Origin of the sequence: Granulibacter bethesdensis (assembly GCF_001889525.1) — a bacterium.
GTDB classification, from domain to species: Bacteria; Pseudomonadota; Alphaproteobacteria; order Acetobacterales; family Acetobacteraceae; genus Granulibacter; species Granulibacter bethesdensis_C.
The window spans coordinates 929410-949431 of the sequence record NZ_CP018192.1; the positions used below are offsets into that span (position 1 = coordinate 929410).

15 protein-coding genes are annotated in these 20022 nt (G+C 60.5%); 2 read left to right on the forward strand and 13 right to left on the reverse strand.

Annotated elements, in window-relative coordinates:
• Nucleotides 1-26 precede the first annotated feature (26 nt).
• Nucleotides 27-1505 (reverse strand): glucose-6-phosphate dehydrogenase, encoded by a 1479-nt coding sequence (zwf, locus tag GbCGDNIH6_RS04155; RefSeq protein ID WP_072562945.1) that lies wholly within the window; start codon nt 1503-1505, stop codon nt 27-29.
• 171 nt (nt 1506-1676) lie between these two features.
• Here zwf and GbCGDNIH6_RS04160 point away from each other — a divergent pair, with 171 nt between their 5' ends.
• A complete protein-coding gene (locus GbCGDNIH6_RS04160) occupies nt 1677-2378 on the forward strand; it encodes a glutathione S-transferase family protein (protein ID WP_072562946.1) in 702 nt (233 codons plus the stop codon).
• Nucleotides 2379-2448: 70 nt separating this feature from the next.
• Here the strand turns inward: GbCGDNIH6_RS04160 and GbCGDNIH6_RS04165 are convergent, their stop codons facing one another.
• From GbCGDNIH6_RS04165 to GbCGDNIH6_RS04215, 11 genes are all read right to left on the reverse strand, one after another.
• Nucleotides 2449-3075, reverse strand: coding sequence for a class I SAM-dependent methyltransferase (locus GbCGDNIH6_RS04165; protein WP_232449960.1), 627 nt, complete (start codon nt 3073-3075; stop codon nt 2449-2451).
• Nucleotides 3076-3325: 250 nt separating this feature from the next.
• Nucleotides 3326-3493: a 50S ribosomal protein L33 gene (rpmG, locus tag GbCGDNIH6_RS04170; protein ID WP_011631508.1), complete on the reverse strand. Its 168-nt coding sequence runs from the start codon at nt 3491-3493 to the stop codon at nt 3326-3328.
• Nucleotides 3494-3612: 119 nt separating this feature from the next.
• Entirely contained in the window at nt 3613-5226 is a 1614-nt protein-coding gene (locus GbCGDNIH6_RS04175) for a S41 family peptidase (RefSeq protein WP_072562947.1), read from the reverse strand.
• Complete coding sequence (rnr, locus tag GbCGDNIH6_RS04180; RefSeq protein ID WP_095413380.1) at nt 5223-7661, reverse strand: ribonuclease R; 2439 nt, start codon at nt 7659-7661, stop codon at nt 5223-5225. The genes GbCGDNIH6_RS04175 and rnr overlap by 4 nt, the downstream gene beginning before the upstream one ends.
• Entirely contained in the window at nt 7662-10358 is a 2697-nt protein-coding gene (gene topA / locus GbCGDNIH6_RS04185; RefSeq protein ID WP_072562948.1) for a type I DNA topoisomerase, read from the reverse strand.
• Between the two features lie 22 nt (nt 10359-10380).
• On the reverse strand, nt 10381-11517 hold the full coding sequence (gene dprA, locus GbCGDNIH6_RS04190) for a DNA-processing protein DprA (protein WP_072562949.1): 1137 nt from the start codon (nt 11515-11517) through the stop codon (nt 10381-10383).
• A 10-nt stretch (nt 11518-11527) separates the two neighbouring features.
• Nucleotides 11528-12163 (reverse strand): glycerol-3-phosphate 1-O-acyltransferase PlsY, encoded by a 636-nt coding sequence (plsY, locus tag GbCGDNIH6_RS04195; protein WP_072562950.1) that lies wholly within the window; start codon nt 12161-12163, stop codon nt 11528-11530.
• Nucleotides 12160-13449, reverse strand: coding sequence for a dihydroorotase (locus tag GbCGDNIH6_RS04200; RefSeq protein WP_072562951.1), 1290 nt, complete (start codon nt 13447-13449; stop codon nt 12160-12162). Before GbCGDNIH6_RS04200 ends, plsY begins: the two co-directional genes overlap by 4 nt.
• Nucleotides 13446-14006, reverse strand: coding sequence for a redoxin domain-containing protein (locus GbCGDNIH6_RS04205; RefSeq protein ID WP_072562952.1), 561 nt, complete (start codon nt 14004-14006; stop codon nt 13446-13448). The genes GbCGDNIH6_RS04200 and GbCGDNIH6_RS04205 overlap by 4 nt, the downstream gene beginning before the upstream one ends.
• Entirely contained in the window at nt 14006-14956 is a 951-nt protein-coding gene (locus tag GbCGDNIH6_RS04210; RefSeq protein WP_072562953.1) for an aspartate carbamoyltransferase catalytic subunit, read from the reverse strand. Before GbCGDNIH6_RS04210 ends, GbCGDNIH6_RS04205 begins: the two co-directional genes overlap by 1 nt.
• An 80-nt stretch (nt 14957-15036) precedes the next feature.
• The gene (locus GbCGDNIH6_RS04215) at nt 15037-15987 is read right to left on the reverse strand and encodes a LysR family transcriptional regulator (protein ID WP_072562954.1); all 951 of its coding nucleotides are present in this window, start codon (nt 15985-15987) and stop codon (nt 15037-15039) included.
• Nucleotides 15988-16189: 202 nt separating this feature from the next.
• Between GbCGDNIH6_RS04215 and GbCGDNIH6_RS04220 the strand changes: the two genes are divergently transcribed.
• Nucleotides 16190-18544 (forward strand): FdhF/YdeP family oxidoreductase, encoded by a 2355-nt coding sequence (locus GbCGDNIH6_RS04220; RefSeq protein WP_072562955.1) that lies wholly within the window; start codon nt 16190-16192, stop codon nt 18542-18544.
• An 89-nt stretch (nt 18545-18633) separates the two neighbouring features.
• Here GbCGDNIH6_RS04220 and gltX read toward each other — a convergent pair whose 3' ends face one another.
• The gene (gene gltX / locus GbCGDNIH6_RS04225) at nt 18634-20013 is read right to left on the reverse strand and encodes a glutamate--tRNA ligase (protein ID WP_072562956.1); all 1380 of its coding nucleotides are present in this window, start codon (nt 20011-20013) and stop codon (nt 18634-18636) included.
• Nucleotides 20014-20022 lie beyond the last annotated feature (9 nt).

The following is a 20022-nucleotide window of genomic DNA, read 5'->3' on the forward strand; positions in this document are numbered from 1 at the left end:
AAGAGGCAGACAACCCTGTTTTTTAATCAGGGATCCTGCCAATCCTCATGCCACGTGCGCCCATCGCGTTCTATCAGGGCAATGGAGGCAGTCGGCCCCCAGCTTCCGGCCGGATACATGCGTGGGCCTTCCGTGCTGTTGCGCCAGGCTTCCAGAATTGGGTCGCTCCATATCCAGGCGGCTTCTACTTCATCCCGACGCATGAACAGGGAGGGGTTGCCGCGCACCGTATCCATCAGAAGGCGCTCATACGCATCCGGGTAGCGCATGCCGAATGCTTCCTCAAAACTGATGTTCAGCCGTGCCGGTCGCAGTCTCAGCCCACCCGGACCGGGATCTTTCTGCATCGTCACCAGCCGCATGCCTTCATCCGGTTGCAGACGGATGACCAGCCGGTTCGCCTGTAACTCCGTGCTGTCCGAAGGGAAAATCGAGTACGGGACATGTTTGAACTGGATGACAACTTCGCTGACTTTCTGCGGCAGGCGTTTGCCGGTGCGCATGTAAAACGGCACACCTGCCCAGCGCCATGATCTGACTTCCGCTTTCAGGGCTACAAAAGTTTCGGTCGTTGTTGGATGTCCGACCTCATCGACATAGCTGTTGACTGCACGACCCTGAATCGCCCCTTTCCCGTACTGGCCGCGCACGGTGGACAGCGCGACCTCATGCTCGGCCAGCGGTTTCAGGGCACGCAGAACCTTCAGCTTTTCATCACGCAGCCCGTCTGCTTCCAGAGAAACCGGCGGTTCCATCGCCAGCACGCAGAGAAGCTGCAGCAGGTGATTCTGGATCATGTCCCGCATGGCGCCGGAGCCGTCATAATATCCGGCGCGCTCTTCCACCCCGACCGTTTCCGAGACGGTAATCTGAACGTGATCAATATTATCGGCGTTCCACAACCGCTCGAAAATCGAATTGGCAAAGCGGAGCGCGATCAGGTTCTGAACTGTTTCCTTACCAAGGAAATGGTCGATGCGATAAATCTGCCGCTCGGCAAAGATCTTGCCAACGGCGTCGTTGATCGCCCGGGATGAGTCGAGATCCTGCCCGATCGGCTTTTCCAGAACAACGCGTGACTGTTCGGTGACCAGTCCGGCTTTCTCAAGGTTTTCGCATGTGTCACCATACAGGGCAGGGGCAGTGGCCATGTAATAGACTCGGATACGAGCGGGTTGTTCATCCAGCAATGTCGCCAAAGCATCGAACCCCTCACCGCTTTTGCCATCCACATGCCGGTAATGCAGCATCGAACGAAACTGGCTGACCGTTTCCTCCTGCCACTCATCCCCCTTGATGTGTTTGCGCAGATGCTCCAGCACCGTATTGGCATAGTCTTCGCTGCTGAGATCGGAGCGTGCCGCTCCAATCAGGCGGCTATCGGGCGGAATCTGCCCGTCACGCAGCCGCCGATACAAGGCCGGCATCAGTTTGCGAAGGGTGAGATCGCCTGTGGCGCCGAATACGACACCATCAAAAGTACTGACAGGAATGATCTGGGCCATCGAAGCCTTCTTTCGAATCTGTCGGGTCAAAGTGTTGCATCGTGATCAGTGTGGCACCTTATCGTTGATGGCACTTGCTGTCCGCTGCTGGACGCGGATGCGTTACCATCTTGAAGAGGATGAACCATGTCAGACAGGCAATGTGCTACAGACAGTGGAAGGCTGCCAAGTATGATCGAATTATGGACATGGCCTACGCCAAACGGTCAAAAAATTCATATTGCTCTTGAGGAGATGGGTCTGCCTTATCGCATTATTCCGGTCGATATACGGAAGGGCGACCAGTTTTCTCCTGAATTTCTGGGCATCACGCCGAACCATCGAATTCCGGCGATCATCGATCCTGACGGCCCGCATGGACAGGTACTGACCTTATGGGAATCCGGTGCGATACTGATTTATCTGGCGGAGAAAACCGGGCGTCTTCTGCCTGCTGATCCGGTTGGGCGGCTGAAGGCGATCCAGTGGCTGATGTTTCAGATGGGCGGTGTCGGACCGATGTTCGGGCAGTGGAACCATTTTTCAGCTTACGCGCCTGAGACCATCCCCTATGCCGTGGAACGCTATCAGAATGAGGTTTTGCGGCTGCATCGTGTTCTGGAGGCACGCTTGAAGGAGGCTGATTATCTGGCCGGGACAGAGTATTCCATCGCTGATATCGCGACCTTTCCGTGGATCACGGCCATAACCGCGAAACTACCTGTTCTGGATGATTATCCTGCGGTGAGGCGATGGCACGACCGCATTGCATCCCGTGATGCCGTGCAACGGGGGATGTCCGTTCTTCAGGATCGCCGCCAGACCACGCCGATCACCGATGCCGAACGTGACGTGTTGTTCGGCTCTAGCCAGACAACATCGCCTGTAACCTGATTCGCCCGTTGCTTCCGTCTCTGCCCGACTATCAGCCGATGGCGGGCCGATGAGCAGGGTTGGGATTAGATCAGCTTTTTTGCGGCTGGTAGCGCCAGACGCTGGCCGGGGGGAAGTTCAAAGGTGTCCATGCTTCCCGCTTTCCCGTCAGCCCGTGCTTGCCGGCGGGCAGGGGAGAGGTCGCACAGTAGCTGTAATGCAGGAACCCCATGCCCGGTGCGACAGCTTCCATCGCATCTATGAACCGTTTCTGGGCCGGTAATGGCAGCAGAACCAGCGGAATACCGCATACGATGCTGCCAACCCGACCGTGCCATTGCGCAGGCAGAAGAGCGGGCAGTTCCCGTGCGTCCCCTTCGATCACCTGAACACCTGGCAGGGCCTTGCGGAGATGAACGGCCATATCCGGTACGATCTCGACCACAAACAGCCGCTCCGGGGGGATACCGCTTTCCAGCAAGGCCTTGGAAATCACGCCTGTTCCGGCACCCAGTTCCAGTACGATCTGGTCATGGTTGCGGCGAATCTGCGCGGCCACCCTGCGGCAAAGTGCCGGGGATGAAGGAATAACCGATCCCATCTGCAAGGGATTGGCCAGCCAACGTTTCAGAAAAAGCGCTGTATTTGAAACATTGCTGGATTTTGGTTTGGATGATTGTTTCAGATTTGTGGCAGTAGTCTCGACTTGTATTGTCATAATACTGCAATATTTCCGATTTGTTGGAATATTATTATTGAATACTCCATAAAATTCTTGTCGCAAAGATATGAAATGCGTCTTCCGATCAGAGAGGCTGATAGAAATCCGTCCTATGGTCAGGAACGCGCAAAACCCCGCGTACCATGGGCACGCGGGGTAAAGGCAGGCCAGGCTGACAGGACAATGCGGGCTGATCAGATATCAGTCCGGCAGGCCCTGGAGAGCCGCAGAAAAACTGCGACCGGAATTATTTGATTTTGGCTTCCTTGAAGGTCACATGCTTCCGCACGACCGGGTCGTATTTGCGGAATTCAAGCTTGCCGGTCTGGGCGCGGGCATTCTTCTTGGTCACATAGAAGAAGCCGGTATCGGCAGTGGAAACCAGTTTGATCTGAACAGTGTTGCTTTTGGCCATGACTCGCTACCTCTCGAAGCGCCGGAAGATGCTCATACCGGGGCCTCAGGTCAAGCTTTTCGCATCATTTCCATGATAATTCAGGCCCGAGCATAAGGAATAGCTGCCTTGACGGCCGATTATCGGGGCAGATTCAGCCCCAGCGTGGCCGGAATCAGCGCGGCGGCATAGGCAGCCGGATGGTCCATCAGGAAATGGGCCGCTTCCATATCGGAATCGCCACCCTCTGCTGCCGGGCAACTGTTGCGGATATCCATCATTTCCGCGGCGGGCATCGGCGCGCGGGCCATGCGGTTGCGTGTCAGGGCCGCCATCATCGGCAACTGACCATTTTGAAGGGCCATCAATTGCGCATCCAGCGCGACATGGCCCGTGCTGGTACAGACCTGCGGCATGACGCCCAGCCCTTGAATGGGCCAGCCGAGTGGTGCCAGAACCCGGCTCCATGTAATGAACAGCGTGCCGCCATCCGGCAGGGGGGAGACCGTTTGTACCAGTCCCTTGCCGAGGGTTGTGCTGCCAATGACGACGCCCCTGCGGTCATCGGCGAGAGCAGCCGCCAGAATTTCCGAGGCGCTGGCCGAGCGTCCATCCACGATGATGATGACGGGGAGGGTACCGGTCAGATCATCCCCGGTTGCCTGCCAGATTCGGTTGGCCTGAGGATCGCGACCGCTCATTGTGGCGATCAGCGAATCATCGCCCAGAAAGGCACTGGCGGCAGCGGCAGCCTCCTTGACCAGACCACCGCGATTGCCGCGCAGATCCAGGACGATGCCCCGTAGGGTACGCCTGCTTTTCCGCTGACGCAGAAACTGGCTCAACGCGTTGGCGATGTCTTGCCCGGTGGAATGGCTGAAACTGGTGATGTGCAGCACAAGCAGGTTGCCGGACTGGCTGGCCGTCACCGTATTCTGCTGCGGCTCCGCCCGCCGCAACTGGATGTCGCGGGCCAGTTGGTGGCTCGGGCCGCCTGATACGGTCAGCCGGACCGTTGATCCTTCCGGCCCTTGCAATTGTGCTTCGGCGGCGGAGACGGTTTCAGCCTCCAGAGGATGTCCATTCAGCGCGATGATGCTCTGCCCGGGCTGAAGTCCGATCGCCTCGGCGGCGGTTCCGGTGGCCACGGTACGGATGATGAAGCCATGCCCCCGTCGCGCCAGTGTCACGCCGATTCCAGCCTGAGCTGTCACGGATGTATCGTCATCGCGGGGTGGCTCATAGCGGGAGTAAGGGTCGAGGTGATTGAACACCTCATCGAACACGCTGTTAATGATCCCCTGGGTCTGGGCATGACGCACCGGGGGCGAAACGGTCCATGCAGAGGCCGCCATACGGGTGACCAGCTTTCCCCAGGCCGCATAGTCGGTGAAGGGAGGGCGTTCGATCCCTGTCACGATTTTGCTGCTCTGTGTCAGAATCACGCTGTGTTCATCCACCGACGCGGACAGGGATGGATCAATCGCGGTCAGGCCACGCAGCCCCCATAAAGCAAGGGTGGGGGCCGGCACTGCCTCCAGAGTGCGGGGGGCCATGAAAGTGAAGGCACTGCTGAAAACATCGGCGGCCAGTGTCTGGGCGAACGCGGTTTCCTGATCCGTGGCGGTAGCCTGGGGCGTGGCAGCGTCCATCTGCGCCTGTGCCATGGCAGGCCACATCAACAGCATGGCCAGTGCCAGCCTCAGGGCCAGCCTGCGTCGCAGATCTGTTCTGATGCTGCGCGCTTTTTTCACCGTCTGGATCGTCCCGGACTGCCACGCTTGCGGCTGCTGAACCGGTCCTGAGTATCTGTCCGGTCTGTGCTGTTTGGGCGGGAGGACGCAGAAGATGAAGCACCCGACAGCAGGTTGAACACCAGCCCCCCGGTAATCGGCGTGGCTTCCGCAAGGCGCACCGTGACGCTCTGCGCCAGACGCCATACGGCACGGCTGTTACGGCCGATCAGGGCCTGCTCACGCTCGTCATGAATCCAGAAATCGTCGGGCAGGGAGGAAATCGGGACAATCCCGCTGGCACCATTTTCCTCGACCGTGATGAACAGGCCGAAGCGTGTGACCCCTGAAATGCGAGCGGCAAAGCGGGCGCCCACCCTGTCGGCCATGAAGGCGGCCAGGTAACGGTCGATGGCATCGCGCTCCGCCATGGCTGCACGGCGTTCGGTGGCGGTAATATGCTCGGCGATGTCGACGAAGCGGCTGGCTTCATCGTCTTCCAGACTGCCAACACCGAGCTTTAACCCGGCGATCAGGGCACGGTGCACCAGAAGATCGGCATAGCGGCGGATCGGGCTGGTGAAATGGGCATAGCGACTGAGCGCCAGCCCGAAATGGCCGATATTATCAGGATTATATTCCGCCTGAGACTGACTGCGCAGCATGGTCTCGTTAATCAGCGCGGCATGTTCCGTCCCGGCCACCTGCTTCAGGATATGGTCCAGATCGCGAGGATGAATTTGCCCGGCAGGGGGCAGGGAAATGCCGAAACTGTCCAGAAAACCGCGCAGGGCCTCGGTCTTTTCGTCGCTCGGCGGTGCATGGACACGATACATGCAGGGACGATGCAGCCGTTCCAGTTCCTCCGCTGCGGCAACATTGGCCAGCACCATGAATTCCTCGATCAGCCGGTGGCTGTCGAGGCGGGGGCGCGGAATGATAGCGTCTACTGATCCGGCCTCGTTGAGGATCACCTTACGCTCCGGCAGATCAAGGTCGAGCGTGCCGCGCGCAGTGCGGGCCTTGATCAGGGCGTGGTAGGCGCCGTAGAGCGCATCGAGTGTCTCATCGCCTGCCTCATGAGCCTGCTGCACCTCTTCATAGGTGCGGCGAGCGGCACTGCGCATCAGCCCGCGTCCGAAGCGGTGGCGGATCTTGCCACCGCCGGCATCGATCATCATCTCCACGAACAGGCAGCCGCGATCCTCGTCAGGGCGCAGGCTGCACCAGCCATTGGAGAGCGCTTCCGGCAGCATCGGCACGACGCGATCCGGGAAGTAGCAGGAATTGCCGCGTTTGAACGCTTCCCGGTCCAGTGCCGAGCCGGGGCGTACGTAATGCGCCACATCGGCGATGGCCACGATCAGACGGAATCCGTCATTCTCTGCCCGTTCGGCAAACACGGCATCGTCGAAGTCCCGTGCATCCTCGCCATCAATGGTGATGAGAGGAATGTCCCGCAAATCCTCCCGCTTTTCCAATGGAACGGCGCGGGCTTTCTGGGCTTCGGACAGAGCCTCGTCGGGGAAAATCTGGGGAATATCGTGTGTTTCGATGCAGATCAGGCTGACCGAGCGGGCATCCCCGATCTTGCCCAGCTTTTCAATGATCCGGGCCGGTTTCAGTCCATACCCTGTATGGGGCAGAGGCATGGCGCGCACAATGTCGCCCGGCTCCGCCCCCCCTTCTTCTCCGGCCGGAACAAGCCATTCGGCCTTGGAGCGGCGATCCGTTGGCACCACCCTGCCTTCCAGCTGTGCTGTGGAGGCATTCTGTCGCGCCAGCATCTGTCTTGCGGCGTGAGAGGTTCGGGTCGAGCGTGGGGCCAGGGTGACGGGTTCCGACAACCGGTAAACCCCCAGTATGGGGCGCGGCGTATCGCCGCCCAGCCGTTTGATGGTGCGGCCTTCATAGCGGCCATGGCCGATCGGGCGCAGCCGGGCCAGCACTTTTTCCCCCGGTGCGAGCGCCGGACGGCCCCGAGGCTCCGGGTGCATGAGGACGGAGGGGGGAGGCCCGGCTTCCCGAGGCCACTCGGCCGGGCGGCCGACCGCGTCGCCATCCCGATCCGTGCCGGTGATGAGGATCACGGCGACTTCCGGTAGATGGGAGCTCCCTTTGGCATGAGGGAGCATGCTCCCCCCGGCAGGCATGAATCGCTTATGCCCGGCCGGCGCGAGATTACCCTCCGATGCCATGTCTTTCAGCAGATCACGCAGTTGCAGTTTATCGGCGGCTCCCAGACCGAAAGCCTTGGCAATCTCCCGCTTTCCGATCCGACCGGAGGCTTCCGCCACGAAGCGGCGAATGGCCTCCCGGCTCGGCATCGTGCCGGGTTCATGGCCAGGAACCGGTCGGACCACCTGCGAGGATGAGCGGGAAGATTTCCTGCCCGCCTTTCCCCCAGATGGTCCTTTGGCGGCTGATCCGTTGGCCGGTTTCAGACGACGCGCCACCTAGCGCTCCGCTTTCGCCGTTTTAGCCGTAGCGCTGCGCGTCCCTGATTTTTGGGCCGCTGCCTTGCCTGCACCTGCTGCTCTGGTCGCTTTTTTCGCCGTGGCTTTTTTCAATGGCTGGGCCTCATTGCCATCAGCAGAAGCGGCTTTTTTGCCGGACGATTTGGCTGCGACCTTGCGACCGCCTTTCGCCTTCAGCGGCTTGCCTTTTTCAACAAGCCACGCCACCGCGTCGTCCAGCGTGACATCGTCCATCTCGATTTCACGCGGTACATTGGCGACCACCTGCCCATGCTGGACATAGGGGCCGAAACGGCCCTTGCGCACCACCACCGGTTCCTTGTCTTTCGGATGGGTGCCGAGCGTGCGGATACTGGCCATCTTTTTGGCCAGCACATCGACGGCGCGGTTCAGCCCCACCGTCAGCACGTCATCATCCTTGTCCAGATTGCCGTAGATCCCGCCCATTTTCACATAGGGGCCGAACCGGCCGAGATTGGCTTCGATAGGTTCACCGGTTTCCGGGTGGATGCCAACCAGACGGGGCAGGGAGAGCAGGCCCAGCGCCTGATCCAGCAGGATGGTCTCTCCATCCACTCCCCGCGGCAGGGAGGCTCGGCGCGGTTTCTTTTTAGAGCCTTCTTCGGCCTCGCCCTGTTGCACATACAGGCCGTAGGGGCCGCGCTTGACAGTGATGTCCTCGCCGGTTTCCGGGTGTTGACCAAGCACCCGCATGCCTTCCTTGAGGGTCTCGGCCTCGCCTTCCGCCCCATCGATGCCCAGACGCCGGGTATAGGAACAGCCGGGATAGTTGGAGCAGCCGATAAAGCTGCCATGCCGCCCCAGCCGCAAACCCAGCCGTCCGTCACCGCAGGCCGGGCAGATGCGGGGATCAGTGCCGTCCTCCCGAGTCGGGAAGAAATGCGGCCCGAGATCACGATCCAGCGCGTCGATCACATCGCTGATCTTGAGGTCTTTGGTCTGTTCGACGGCCTGATAAAAATCCTGCCAGAACGCCTGCATGACCTGACGCCAGTCGGCGCGGCCATCGGAAATCTCGTCGAGCTGCGTTTCCAGCGAGGCAGTGAAGTTGGTGTCCACATAGCGTTCGAAGAAGCTGGTCAGGAACGCCGTTACCAGCCGCCCGCGATCCTCTGGATGGAAACGCCGCTTGTCGAGCCGGACGTAATTCCGGTCCTGCAACACCGACAGGATCGAGGCATAGGTGGAGGGGCGGCCAATCCCCAGTTCCTCCATGCGTTTGACCAGTGAGGCCTCGCTGTAGCGCGGCGGTGGCTGGGTGAAATGCTGGCTGGCATCGACCCGGTCCTGACGCAGCGGATCACGCTCTGCCATCGGGGGCAGCATGCGGCCTTCTTCTTCCTCGGTATCGTCCTGACCTTCCCGATACAGTTTCAGGAAGCCATCAAAGGCGATGATGGAGCCGGTGGCGCGCAATTGCACTGATTTCGCATCACCGGTCTGGGGGAAGATATCGACCGTCACCTGATCGAGTTCTGCCGATTGCATCTGGCTGGCGACGGCCCGCTTCCACACCAGTTCGTAGAGCCGGCGCTGTTCGGGGTTCAGATAGCGGGCGACGCTGTCCGGTGTGCGCTCGACATCGGTGGGGCGGATGGCTTCATGTGCTTCCTGAGCGTTTTTCGCCTTGCTGGAATACTCACGCGGCGCGGCGGGCAGGTAGTCGAGACCGTAAGAATCCTTCACATGGTCACGGATCGAGAACATCGCCTCCCGCGCCATCTGCACGCCGTCGGTTCGCATGTAGGTGATCAGGCCGACCGTCTCGCCACCCATCTCCACGCCCTCGTAAAGCTGCTGCGCCAGCCGCATTGTGGCCTGTGCGCCGAAGCCCAGCTTGCGGCTGCTTTCCTGTTGGAGGGTGGAGGTCGTGAAGGGCGGTGGAGGATTCCGCTTGACCTTCTTGCGCTCGATCGTACCGACATGGAACTGGCCCTGTTCCACCAGGGCGCGGGCGCGCATGGCCAGCGCTTCGGTATTCAGATCGAACTGGTCGAGCTTTTTGCCGTCCAGATGGGTCAGCCGTGCCGTGAAAGGCGCGCCGGCAGGCGTGAAGAAATGGGTCTCGACGGTCCAGTATTCGCGTGGTCGGAAAACCTCGATCTCGGCTTCCCGCTCGCAGATCAGGCGCAGCGCCACCGATTGCACGCGCCCGGCGCTGCGGCTGCCCGGCAGTTTCCGCCATAGCACCGGCGACAGGGTGAAGCCCACCAGATAATCAAGTGCCCGCCGCGCCAGATAGGCCTCGATCAGTGGCTGATCCAGATCACGCGGATGTTCGATGGCATGGCGGATCGCGTTGCGGGTGATCTCGTTGAAGGTAATGCGGCGGACCTCGACGCCTTTCAGGGCTCGGGCTTCCTCCAGCATGGCGCGAACATGCCAGGAAATCGCTTCTCCCTCACGATCCGGGTCGGTGGCCAGATAGAGCGTCTCCGCTCCTTTCAGGGCCTTGGCGATGGCCGCGACCTGTTTGCGGCCGCGTTCGTCGGCCTCCCAGTCCATGGCGAAGTCCTGATCCGGGCGGACGCTGCCATCTTTTGGGGGGAGATCGCGTACGTGACCGAAACTGGCCAGAACAGTATAGTTCCCGCCCAGATACTTATTGATCGTTTTGGCCTTGGCAGGCGATTCGACGACAACAACGTCCGTCATGAGTATTCCAATTATGGCAACGTCATGAGGCACCGGCCAAGCGGGCGACGCGGTTCCCCGGGAGCGATACGACGTGAGCAGAAAGTTCCATTTCCAGCAACGCTGCCACGACCTCGGATGGAGACAACTGGCAGCGGCGTATCAGATCGTCAACTGCGACAGGTTCAGGACCAAGCAGCAAGAGGATTTTTTCTTTCAACCCATTCGTTTCTGACACGGTAAACGCACCACCCGGTTTTTGTTTCGCAGACGGAGCGGGCGCAGAGGAAGAAAGAAACAAATCCGGTGTCTGTGTTGCTGTACTGGTGGTTCTTGAGGTGACGGGCAGGTTGTTCAGAACATCTTCGGCGGTTTCCGTCACCCAGGCGCCCTGACGCAGCAGGTCATTCGATCCCCGGCAGCGAGGATCGAGCGGGGAGCCGGGAACGGCAAAAATTTCCCGTCCGGCCTCCAGTGCGCAGCGTGCTGTAATCAGACTGCCGGATTGAAGGGCGGCCTCCACCAGAATGACGCCTTCCGACAGCCCGGCGATAATCCGGTTGCGGCGTGGAAAATGCCGGGCAATCGGAGCTGTGCCGAGCGGCAGTTCACTGATGACGGCTCCTCGTTTGGCGATGACCGATTGCAGACGGATGTTTTCACGTGGATAGGGGCAATCGAGTCCGCCGGCTACGACTGCGATGGTCAAACCGGTCTCCATTGCTCCGATATGGGCGGCCGTATCAATGCCTCGCGCCAGCCCGGAGACAACCACCAGCCCGGCGGAAGCCAATGTACGTGACAGATCACCCGCAATGGTTCGGCCATTGATGGAGGCATTGCGTCCACCCACCATAGCAATGCACCGCCGCGATAGCAGGCCAATATCCCCCAGCACCGACAAGACGGGTGGAGGATCCGCCGTGGCGGCCAGCGCAGCAGGATAATCAGGGGCGCCGAGGAAGATCATCCGGCCACCGAAGCGGTCCAGAGCCTCCATTTCCGTCCGGATGGCCTCTTCCGACGGGATGATCAGAGAGGTCGCACGAGGCAGGCCGGGCAGGGCACGCAAAGCCGCCCCGGCAGAGCGGAAACGGGTGATCAGCCTACCATAGGCGGTCGGGCCGACCCCCTCGGTACGGGCAAGGCGCAGACGGTCGATGGCATCGTGGGGCGTCATGGCGGAGGGTTCAGGATCTGGTGCCGATTCTGGATTCGGTCCCGGCGCGCAGTCGTGCGATATTGTCGGCATGCCGGAGGAAGACCAGAACGGCGATCAGCATGAAAGCAGAGGCTGCCTGCCAGTGGGATTGGGCAAGAGGTGGCGGTCCCAGTCCCATCCCGCCGACGGCCAATGCCAGCAGTGGCGCGAAGGCAAAGGCACAGAGCGCGGCGGCAGAGGATATTTTGATTGTCCGCGCCACCGCAAACCATAAAGCACAGCAGACGAGACCAACCGGCCACGCAGTTGCCAGTAGCACGCCAAGCCCGGTTGCCACCCCTTTCCCACCGCGAAACCCGAGCCATACGGGAAAGAGATGCCCGATCACGGCCGCGATCCCGGCCGGCAGGGCCAGCGCCCAGCCGCCCAGATGCACAGCCAACAGCGCCGCAACAGCGCCTTTGCCGCCATCCAGCAGCAGGGTCGTGGCGGCCAGCCCCTTGCGGCCGGTACGCAGAACATTGGTGGCTCCGATATTACCGGACCCGATTTTGCGGATGTCTCCCACCCCGCTCAGCCTGGTCAGGATCAGGCCGAACGGGATGCTGCCGAGCAGATAACCACCCAGCAGGGCAAGACAATAGCTGGTCATTGTATCGTTCATCCGAATACCCGCCTGCCTGCTTTCCAGGTGCCGATGACGCGGCCTTCCAGCGGTCTGCCGTCGAAGGGGGTATTTTGTGCTTTGCCGGGCATTTTTCCTGCTTCAACCTGCCATGCCCTCTCCGGGTGGAACAGGCACAGATCGGCCGGAGCGCCCTGCCGCAGCGTTCCTGCTTCCAGCCCGAACAGGCCGGCCGGCCGGCTGGTCAGCATGGCAATGGCCTGCGACAGCGGCAATCCGTTACCGTGCACCTGCGCCAGCGTGATGCCGAGCAACGTCACCAGCCCGACTCCGCCGGGGGAGGCCTGTGCGAAGGGTACCCGCTTGTCATCCGCATCACGGGGTTGGTGATCGGAGGCGATCGCGTCGATGGTGCCGTCCTTCAGCCCTGCGGCAATGGCCAGCCGGTCCTGCTCGGCACGCAGCGGTGGTGACAGCTTGGCATAGCTGCGCCACTCGCCGATGGCCGTCTCGTTGAGATCGAAATAGGGGGGCGCGGTGTCGCAGGTGACATTGATGCCCTCATCCTTGGCCCGGCGGATCAGGGATACCGCCTCTGCGGTTGAGACATGTCCGAAATGGACACTGCCCCCCGTGAGTGCCGCCAGTCTGATGTCACGGGCGATCATGATCGCTTCGGCTGCCGGAGAGATGCCGGGCAGGCCGAGCCGGGTGGCCAGTTCCCCCTCGGTTGCGGCTCCGCCTGCGGCGAGGCTGGGGTCTTCCGGGTGCTGCACGATTTTTGCGCCGAAGCCGCGTGCGTAGGACAGGGCCAGCCGCATCATCCGCGCGGAGGCAATGGCGGAGGTGCCGTCGGTAAAGGCCACGGCTCCGGCCTCGTGCAGCAAGCCCAGCTCGGCCAGCTCTTCCCCCCGGCAGCCGCGGGTGACCGCGCCGTAGGGCAGAATGTTCAGGCTGCCGGTTTCTTCACCACGGCTGCGCAGGAGGTGAACCAGCGCCGGATCGTCGATCGAGGGTCTGGTATCCGGGAGGGTGATGATGGTGGTGATACCACCCGCCGCTGCGGCTTGGGCAGTGCTGGTGATGGTCTCCCGATATTCATAACCGGGCTCGCCGAGCCCGACGCGAATATCCACCAGTCCGGGACACAGCACACAGCCATCACCGTCGATTTCCTCGACCCCATCCGGGCGGCCCAGGGATGGTCCGAAATCAGCAATCCGGCCATCCCGCACCAGCAGGGAGCCGGGCTGATCGAGGCCGCTTTGCGGGTCCAGCAGCCGCACATGGGTCAAAAGAAGATCGGAGGGGGGGCGATTGGTCATAATCGGTGGCTCCGCAGCCAGGAAAGCGCTGTGCCGGCATCTTCTGCCGGATCAGGCACGGGATATAGCACGGTGAGAATAAGCGTATCGCGCAGGATCAGGGTGGCACGCTGCGTCAGGGATTTTCCGGCGGAGGTAAAGCGGGGCAGTCCCAGCGCATTGCCAAAGGCCCCATCTGTATCACTGAGCAGTCGGAATGGCAGATCAAGCCGGGTAGCGGCCTCAAGCTGGGCATCGCTATCCTGTGCGCTGAGGCCGAAAATAGCGATCCCTTCCCGCTGAAACGTTTCGTACAGGCTACGGTAGCCCAGCGCTTGTGGCGTGGAGCCATGAGCACCGGGAATCTGATCCCAGTCCGGCGGGTTGGGGCGGTCTGGGCGGCCTATCAGCGTATGCACGAACAGAACCGTCAGGCCGCGCAGCCCCGCCAGATCAAGTATCGTTCCGTCATGGGCGTGCATTTGAAGCGCAGGCAGCATGCGTCCGGCCAGATGATCGCACGCGCCATCATCCGGCAATGGCGGCAGGCCGGGCAGGGACCATGAGGAGATGGACATCAGACCGGGCGGGAGGAAGGCAGGCGGCTCCTCTGCCGTGCCAGTGCGTCCAGCACGGCCATACGCACGGCGACGCCCATTTCCACCTGTTCCTTGATGACGCTGCGCACCGGATCATCGGCAACGCGGCTTTCGATTTCCACACCGCGATTCATAGGGCCGGGATGCATGATGATGGCATCCGGTTTCGCTTTCGCCAGCCGGGCCTCGTTGAGGCCGAAGAAGCGGAAATATTCACGCTCGCTGGGCACCAGACCGCTTTTCATGCGCTCCCGCTGAAGCCGGAGCATCATGACCACATCCGCGCCATCCAGCCCGCGATCCATATCGTGAAAGACCTCGACCCCCAAACGGTCAGCGGCGCCCGGGATCAGGGTAGGCGGCCCGATCAGACGAACCTGGCTGCCCAGAGAGGCCAGCAAATAGATGTTAGAGCGTGCCACACGGGAATGCAGCACATCGCCGCAGATCGCCACGGTCAGCCCTTCCAGACGGCCCTTGTGGCGGCGGATAGTCAATGCATCCAGCAATGCTTGTGTTGGATGCTCATGTGTGCCGTCCCCGGCATTGATCACGGCGGCATCCACTTTCTGCGCCAGCAGATTAGGCGCGCCGGATTGGCTGTGCCGTACGACCAGAAGATCGCAGTGCATCGCATTGAGGGTGGAGGCCGTGTCGAGCAGCGTCTCCCCCTTGTTCACACTGCTGGTGGAGACCGACATGTTGATAACGTCCGCCCCCAGCCGCTTGCCGGCGAGTTCGAAACTGGTGCGGGTGCGGGTGCTGTCCTCGAAAAACAGATTGATCAGCGTGCGACCGCGCAGAATATCCCGCTGCGTCTTGCCGGAGCGGTTGAGCAGCGCGTAGCTCTCCGCCAGATCCAGCAAAGCATGAATCTCGGGCGGGTGCAGTCCCTCAATAGCGAGGAGGTGGGGTCTGGCGAAATCCAATTCCGGGAATCCGGTCGGTTGAAAACGGCGCAGATTATCCCCCCCAGCGCAGCGGGGCTAGTGGGGGGAGGTAAGGCTGTTCAGGAAGCTGCGTGGCTGTCAGGCTCGTCCAGTTCCTGCTCCCAATAAGGTGGCCGCCCGAAACGGGTTTGCAGAAAATCCAGAAAAGCCCGGATTTTCGGCGGCACTTGCCGATGCGGAGGATAAAGGCCGAAAATTCCGCTGGGCTGGGTCGCGATCATGGCATTCCAGTCTGGCAGCACGGGAGACAGCCGCCCGGAGCGCAGATCATTGCCAACCAGCCATGTCGGCAGCAGCACAATACCAAGCCCGGACAAAGCACAGCCACGCAAAGGCTCGGAATCATCAGCACGAATGGAGCCGCGAACCGGAACGGCCAGTTCTTCGCCGCTGATCGGATGATGAAAAAACCAGTTCCCGGAAGGTTGCAGCGAATAAATCAGACAGTTGTGCTGCACCAGATCCTCGGGATGGCGGATAGCAGGGCGGTGGTCGAGATAATCCGGGGAGGCGCAGATAATCCGCCGGTGCGGTGCCAGCTTGCGGGCGATCAGCGATGAGTCCAGCAAGGGACCTATCCGGATGGCTGCATCGGCTCCGGTCGCGATCAGGTCAACCCGCACATCGCTGAAGGACATGTCGAGTCTGATATCCGGATAGGTTGCCAGAAATTCCGGCATATGCGGTACGATATGCAGCCGGGCGAATGCATCTGGCAAAGCGAGACGAAGCAGTCCTTGCGGATGCCCTTGCTGGGCTGAGGCGGCAGCGCGGGCTTCTTCGACCTCCCGCAGCACGCTACGGGCATGCTGATAGAAAATACGCCCTGGTTCCGTCAGATGGACTCGTCTCGTACTACGATGAAACAGATCGACCCCGAGATTTTCCTCGAGCGACGCAATGCCACGTGAAATGGCAGAGATATGGACTCCCGTAACACCTGCCGCTCGGGAGAAGCTGCCGAATTCAACGACCCGGACGAACATCTGCATGGTTGCCAGCATATCCATGGCGTGGCCTTACGGGGTTTATGGAAAGCCATACGGGATTGTTGCAGATTACGCAAAAATTATATGCCTGATTGCTGTCTACTCCTCAACAGCGTGCAGGACTAAATCGGTATTGGTGCAGCGCAGCATGTGCGCTTTCACGCCTATCCCGCTGCAAAGCCGCCAGCATCCATCCGGTGCGGCATCGTGAGGAGTATTGAGCATGGCGGCCAAGCCAAAGATCAAACCGTATCACGGACCAGCCGGAGGCATTGGTGCGCTTGAGGCTGTGGAAAAGCATCTTTGCCGCCAGAAGATTTTCCTGAGCGGCAACAAGGCGTTGCTGTCGATGAACAAGCCGGAAGGGTTCGACTGCCCAGGGTGTGGTTGGCCTGATCCGAAGCACACCAGCTCTTTTGAGTATTGTGAAAATGGGGCAAAAGCGGTTGCCTGGGAAGCTACCAAGAAGCGTGTGACGCTGGATTTCTTTGCACGGCATACTGTGACGGAACTGCTCGGCTGGAGCGATTATGAACTGGAAGATGCTGGTCGTCTGACCCACCCGATGATCTATGACCGGGCTACCGATAAATACATGCCGATCTCCTGGGAGGATGCATTCCGGACCATTGGAGATGCTCTGAACCGTTTGCCCGACCCCAATCAGGCCGAGTTTTATACTTCGGGCCGTGCCTCCAACGAAGCTGCGTTTCTGTTTCAGCTTTTCGTAAGGGCTTACGGAACCAACAATTTCCCCGACTGCTCCAATATGTGCCACGAAAGCACCAGCGTGGCGCTGCCCGACAGTATCGGCGTTGCAAAAGGCACTGTGCAGCTCGACGATTTTGAAAAAGCCGAGGCCATTTTCATTTTCGGCCAGAATCCAGGAACCAACAGCCCGCGCATGCTGAATGATCTGCGCGCTGCCGCAAAGCGGGGGGCGAAGATCGTTTCCTTCAACCCGATCCGGGAGCGGTCGCTGGAGCGTTTTGCGTCTCCGCAGCATCTGGGTGATCTGCTCAAGCCGGTGTCGATCAGTTCGCATTATTATCAGGTGCGCATCGGCGGTGACATGGCCGCCGTCAAGGGCATCATGAAAGTGGTTCTGGAGGCCGATGATGCTGCCCGTGCCGCCGGTCAACCGCGTGTGCTGGATGTCGCGTTCATCGAGACCCACACCCATGGTTTTGAAGCGGTCGAGGACGATATCCGTGCGACGGATTGGAAAGAAATCGAGCGTGCCAGCGGCCTGAGCCGGGCGCAGATCGAGGAAGCCGCGTCCATTTATATTCAGGCCAAAAGCTGCATTGCTGTCTGGGGGATGGGTATTACCCAGCACCGTACCGGCGTCGCCAATATTCAGCAGATCATCAATCTGCTGCTGATGCGCGGGAATATGGGGCGGCCCGGAGCTGGTGCCTGCCCGGTGCGCGGCCATTCCAACGTGCAGGGTGATCGCACAGTTGGGATCTATGAAAAACCGAAACCCGCTTTTCTGGATGCGTTGCAGCGCGCATTCGGCTTTAATCCGCCGCGTGAGCATGGCCACGATGTCGGAGAGGCCATCGACGCGATGTTCGAAGGTCATGCACGGGCCTTCATCGGCCTTGGCGGCAATTTCAGCCTCGCTGTTCCAGATACGGAGCGTGTGGCGGAGGCGATGCGTCGCCTTGACCTGAACGTGCAGATCGCCACAAAACTCAATCGCGGTCATCTGGTGGTTTGCAATACATCGCTGTTGCTGCCTTGCCTTGGCCGTACTGAAATCGATTTCCAGAGTTCAGGTCCGCAGATGGTGACGGTGGAGGATTCGATGTCCAACGTCCACGCTTCGGGTGGCCTGAACATGCCGGCCTCGGAGCATCTGCGCTCGGAAGTCGCTATTATCTGCGGTATTGCTCAGGCAACGCTGAAGGGGCGTTACGATATTCCGTGGCAGTCGTATAGTGAGGATTATGACCGTATCCGTGACGCGATTGAAGCGGTGATGCCGGAACTGTTCACCGGCTTTAACCAGAAAATCCGTCAACCAGGTGGCTTCCGTCTGTATTCTCCGGTCGATTACCGTGAGTGGAATACGCCGAACGGCAAGGCGAATTTCCTGGTGCATGAAGGCATCGATGAAAATGAGATGCCTCAGGATCGGGAGGATGTGCTGGAACTGGCCACAATCCGCAGTCACGATCAGTATAACACCACGGTTTATGGTCTGGATGATCGTTATCGCGGTGTGTTCGGTCAGCGCATGGTGGTGTTCATCAATGCGGCCGACCGTGAGCGGCTGGGTTTCGAGGAAGGGGCCATCGTTGCGATGCGCACCGTCAGCGAAGACGGACTGGAACGGCGTGTCGGCGGTTTCCGTCTGGTAGATTACGATATTCCGGCCGGATGCTGTGCGGCTTACTATCCGGAGACCAACCCGCTGATCCCCGCAAAGCGTCGTGCTTTGCGCAGTAACACACCCACATCGAAATCCGTCCCTGTGGTGTTCGAGGCATGGAATGGCGAATGGGATGACCGCCCCAATCCTGAGCTGGCCTCCGTGCAGACACACGTGATGGCTGTGGCGGCAGAATAAGAAATTCGCCGCTTATGACTGCAAAAAACCGCTTCCACCTTGATCGGGTGAAAGCGGTTTTTGTTTTCACGAGCCTGTCGTCAGGCTGGTTATACGGCTTCTATCCGGGAAGTGACTTCACAGGTACCAAGAGCTTCCAGCGTTGCATCAATGGGCGGGCTGGTGGTGCCACCGGTCAGGGCAACCCGCAGCGGCTGGGCGATCTGGCCGAGTTTCAGCCCGTGTTCCTCGGCGAAGGCGCGGAGGGCCTGATCCACCGCGGCGGCTGAGAAATCGGTAGCCTGCAATTGCGGCAGCAGGGCGCGCAGCCAGCCGCGTGCTTCATCGGAGAGCAGAGCCGCCGCTTTCGCGTCTTTCGGGCCGGAGGGGCGTTCGATGACGAAGCGGGCGCTTTCCGCGAGATCCACCAATGTCCGCGCCCGTTCCTTGAGCTTCGGCATCAGCCGCCTAATCCGGCTGGAGGCATCGCTGTCAGGGGAAAGTTCCAGACGGCGGCAGAGATCAGCGGTCAGACGCTGATCATCGGCTTCCCGCAGATAAACGCCGTTCAGATGAGTAAGCTTGGCATAATCCATCCGGCTGGCGGCACGGCCCACCCCGTCCAGATCAAACAGGACAACCTGCTCATCGCGGGAGAGAATTTCCGCATCTCCATGTCCCCAGCCCAGACGCAGCAGATAATTGCACAGGGCTTCAGGCAGGAAACCTTCGCGTTCGAATTCCAGCACGCTGACGGCGCCATGGCGCTTCGACAGTTTTGCTCCGTCGGCGCCATGGATCAGGGGGATATGGGCAAACCGCGGCAGATCCCAGCCGAGAGCCTTGAAGATTTGCACCTGCCGGAATGTGTTGGTCAGATGGTCGTCACCGCGGATGACATGGGTGATGGCCATATCGTGATCATCCACAACTACCGCATGCAGATAGGTGGGGGTACCATCGCTGCGCAGGATGATCATGTCATCCAGCTCGGCATTGGCGACACGAACCGGTCCCTGCACCAGATCATCGACCACGGTTTCGCCTTCCTGCGGTACGCGGAGACGAATGACCGGAGCAATCCCTGACGGGGCTTCGGACAGGTCGCGGTCGCGCCATGGGCTGACGATCCGCAGCGGGCGTTTGTCAGCGGCGGCCTGATCACGCTGGGCTTGCAATTCCTCCGGTGAGAGAAAGCAGCGATAGGCCATACCGCGTTCCAGCAGGCTGTGAGCGACTTCAGTATGACGTGTCTCCCGGGTGGACTGGAAAACCGGCTCCTGATCCGGTGACAGGCCAAGCCAGGCCAGACCGTCCAGAATGACCTGCACCGCTTCAGGGGTGGAGCGCGCGCGATCAGTATCCTCGATCCGCAGCAGGTATTCACCGCCATGGTGGCGGGCGAACAGATAGTTGAACAGAGCGGTACGGGCGCCGCCGACGTGCAGAAGGCCGGTCGGGCTGGGCGCGAAACGGGTGCGAATGGTCATGTCACCGCC

What these genes read in the sequence shown, in the direction of transcription:
- zwf (WP_072562945.1), bottom strand. Translation starts at nt 1,505, where the DNA reads ATGGCCCAGATCATTCCTGTCAGTACTTTTGATGGTGTCGTATTCGGC.
- GbCGDNIH6_RS04215 (WP_072562954.1), bottom strand. Translation starts at nt 15,987, where the DNA reads ATGGATATGCTGGCAACCATGCAGATGTTCGTCCGGGTCGTTGAATTC.
- topA (WP_072562948.1), bottom strand. Translation starts at nt 10,358, where the DNA reads ATGACGGACGTTGTTGTCGTCGAATCGCCTGCCAAGGCCAAAACGATC.
- GbCGDNIH6_RS04160 (WP_072562946.1), top strand. Translation starts at nt 1,677, where the DNA reads ATGATCGAATTATGGACATGGCCTACGCCAAACGGTCAAAAAATTCAT.
- plsY (WP_072562950.1), bottom strand. Translation starts at nt 12,163, where the DNA reads ATGAACGATACAATGACCAGCTATTGTCTTGCCCTGCTGGGTGGTTAT.
- rpmG (WP_011631508.1), bottom strand. Translation starts at nt 3,493, where the DNA reads ATGGCCAAAAGCAACACTGTTCAGATCAAACTGGTTTCCACTGCCGAT.
- GbCGDNIH6_RS04165 (WP_232449960.1), bottom strand. Translation starts at nt 3,075, where the DNA reads ATGACAATACAAGTCGAGACTACTGCCACAAATCTGAAACAATCATCC.
- dprA (WP_072562949.1), bottom strand. Translation starts at nt 11,517, where the DNA reads ATGACGCCCCACGATGCCATCGACCGTCTGCGCCTTGCCCGTACCGAG.
- gltX (WP_072562956.1), bottom strand. Translation starts at nt 20,013, where the DNA reads ATGACCATTCGCACCCGTTTCGCGCCCAGCCCGACCGGCCTTCTGCAC.
- GbCGDNIH6_RS04220 (WP_072562955.1), top strand. Translation starts at nt 16,190, where the DNA reads ATGGCGGCCAAGCCAAAGATCAAACCGTATCACGGACCAGCCGGAGGC.
- GbCGDNIH6_RS04200 (WP_072562951.1), bottom strand. Translation starts at nt 13,449, where the DNA reads ATGACCAATCGCCCCCCCTCCGATCTTCTTTTGACCCATGTGCGGCTG.
- GbCGDNIH6_RS04205 (WP_072562952.1), bottom strand. Translation starts at nt 14,006, where the DNA reads ATGTCCATCTCCTCATGGTCCCTGCCCGGCCTGCCGCCATTGCCGGAT.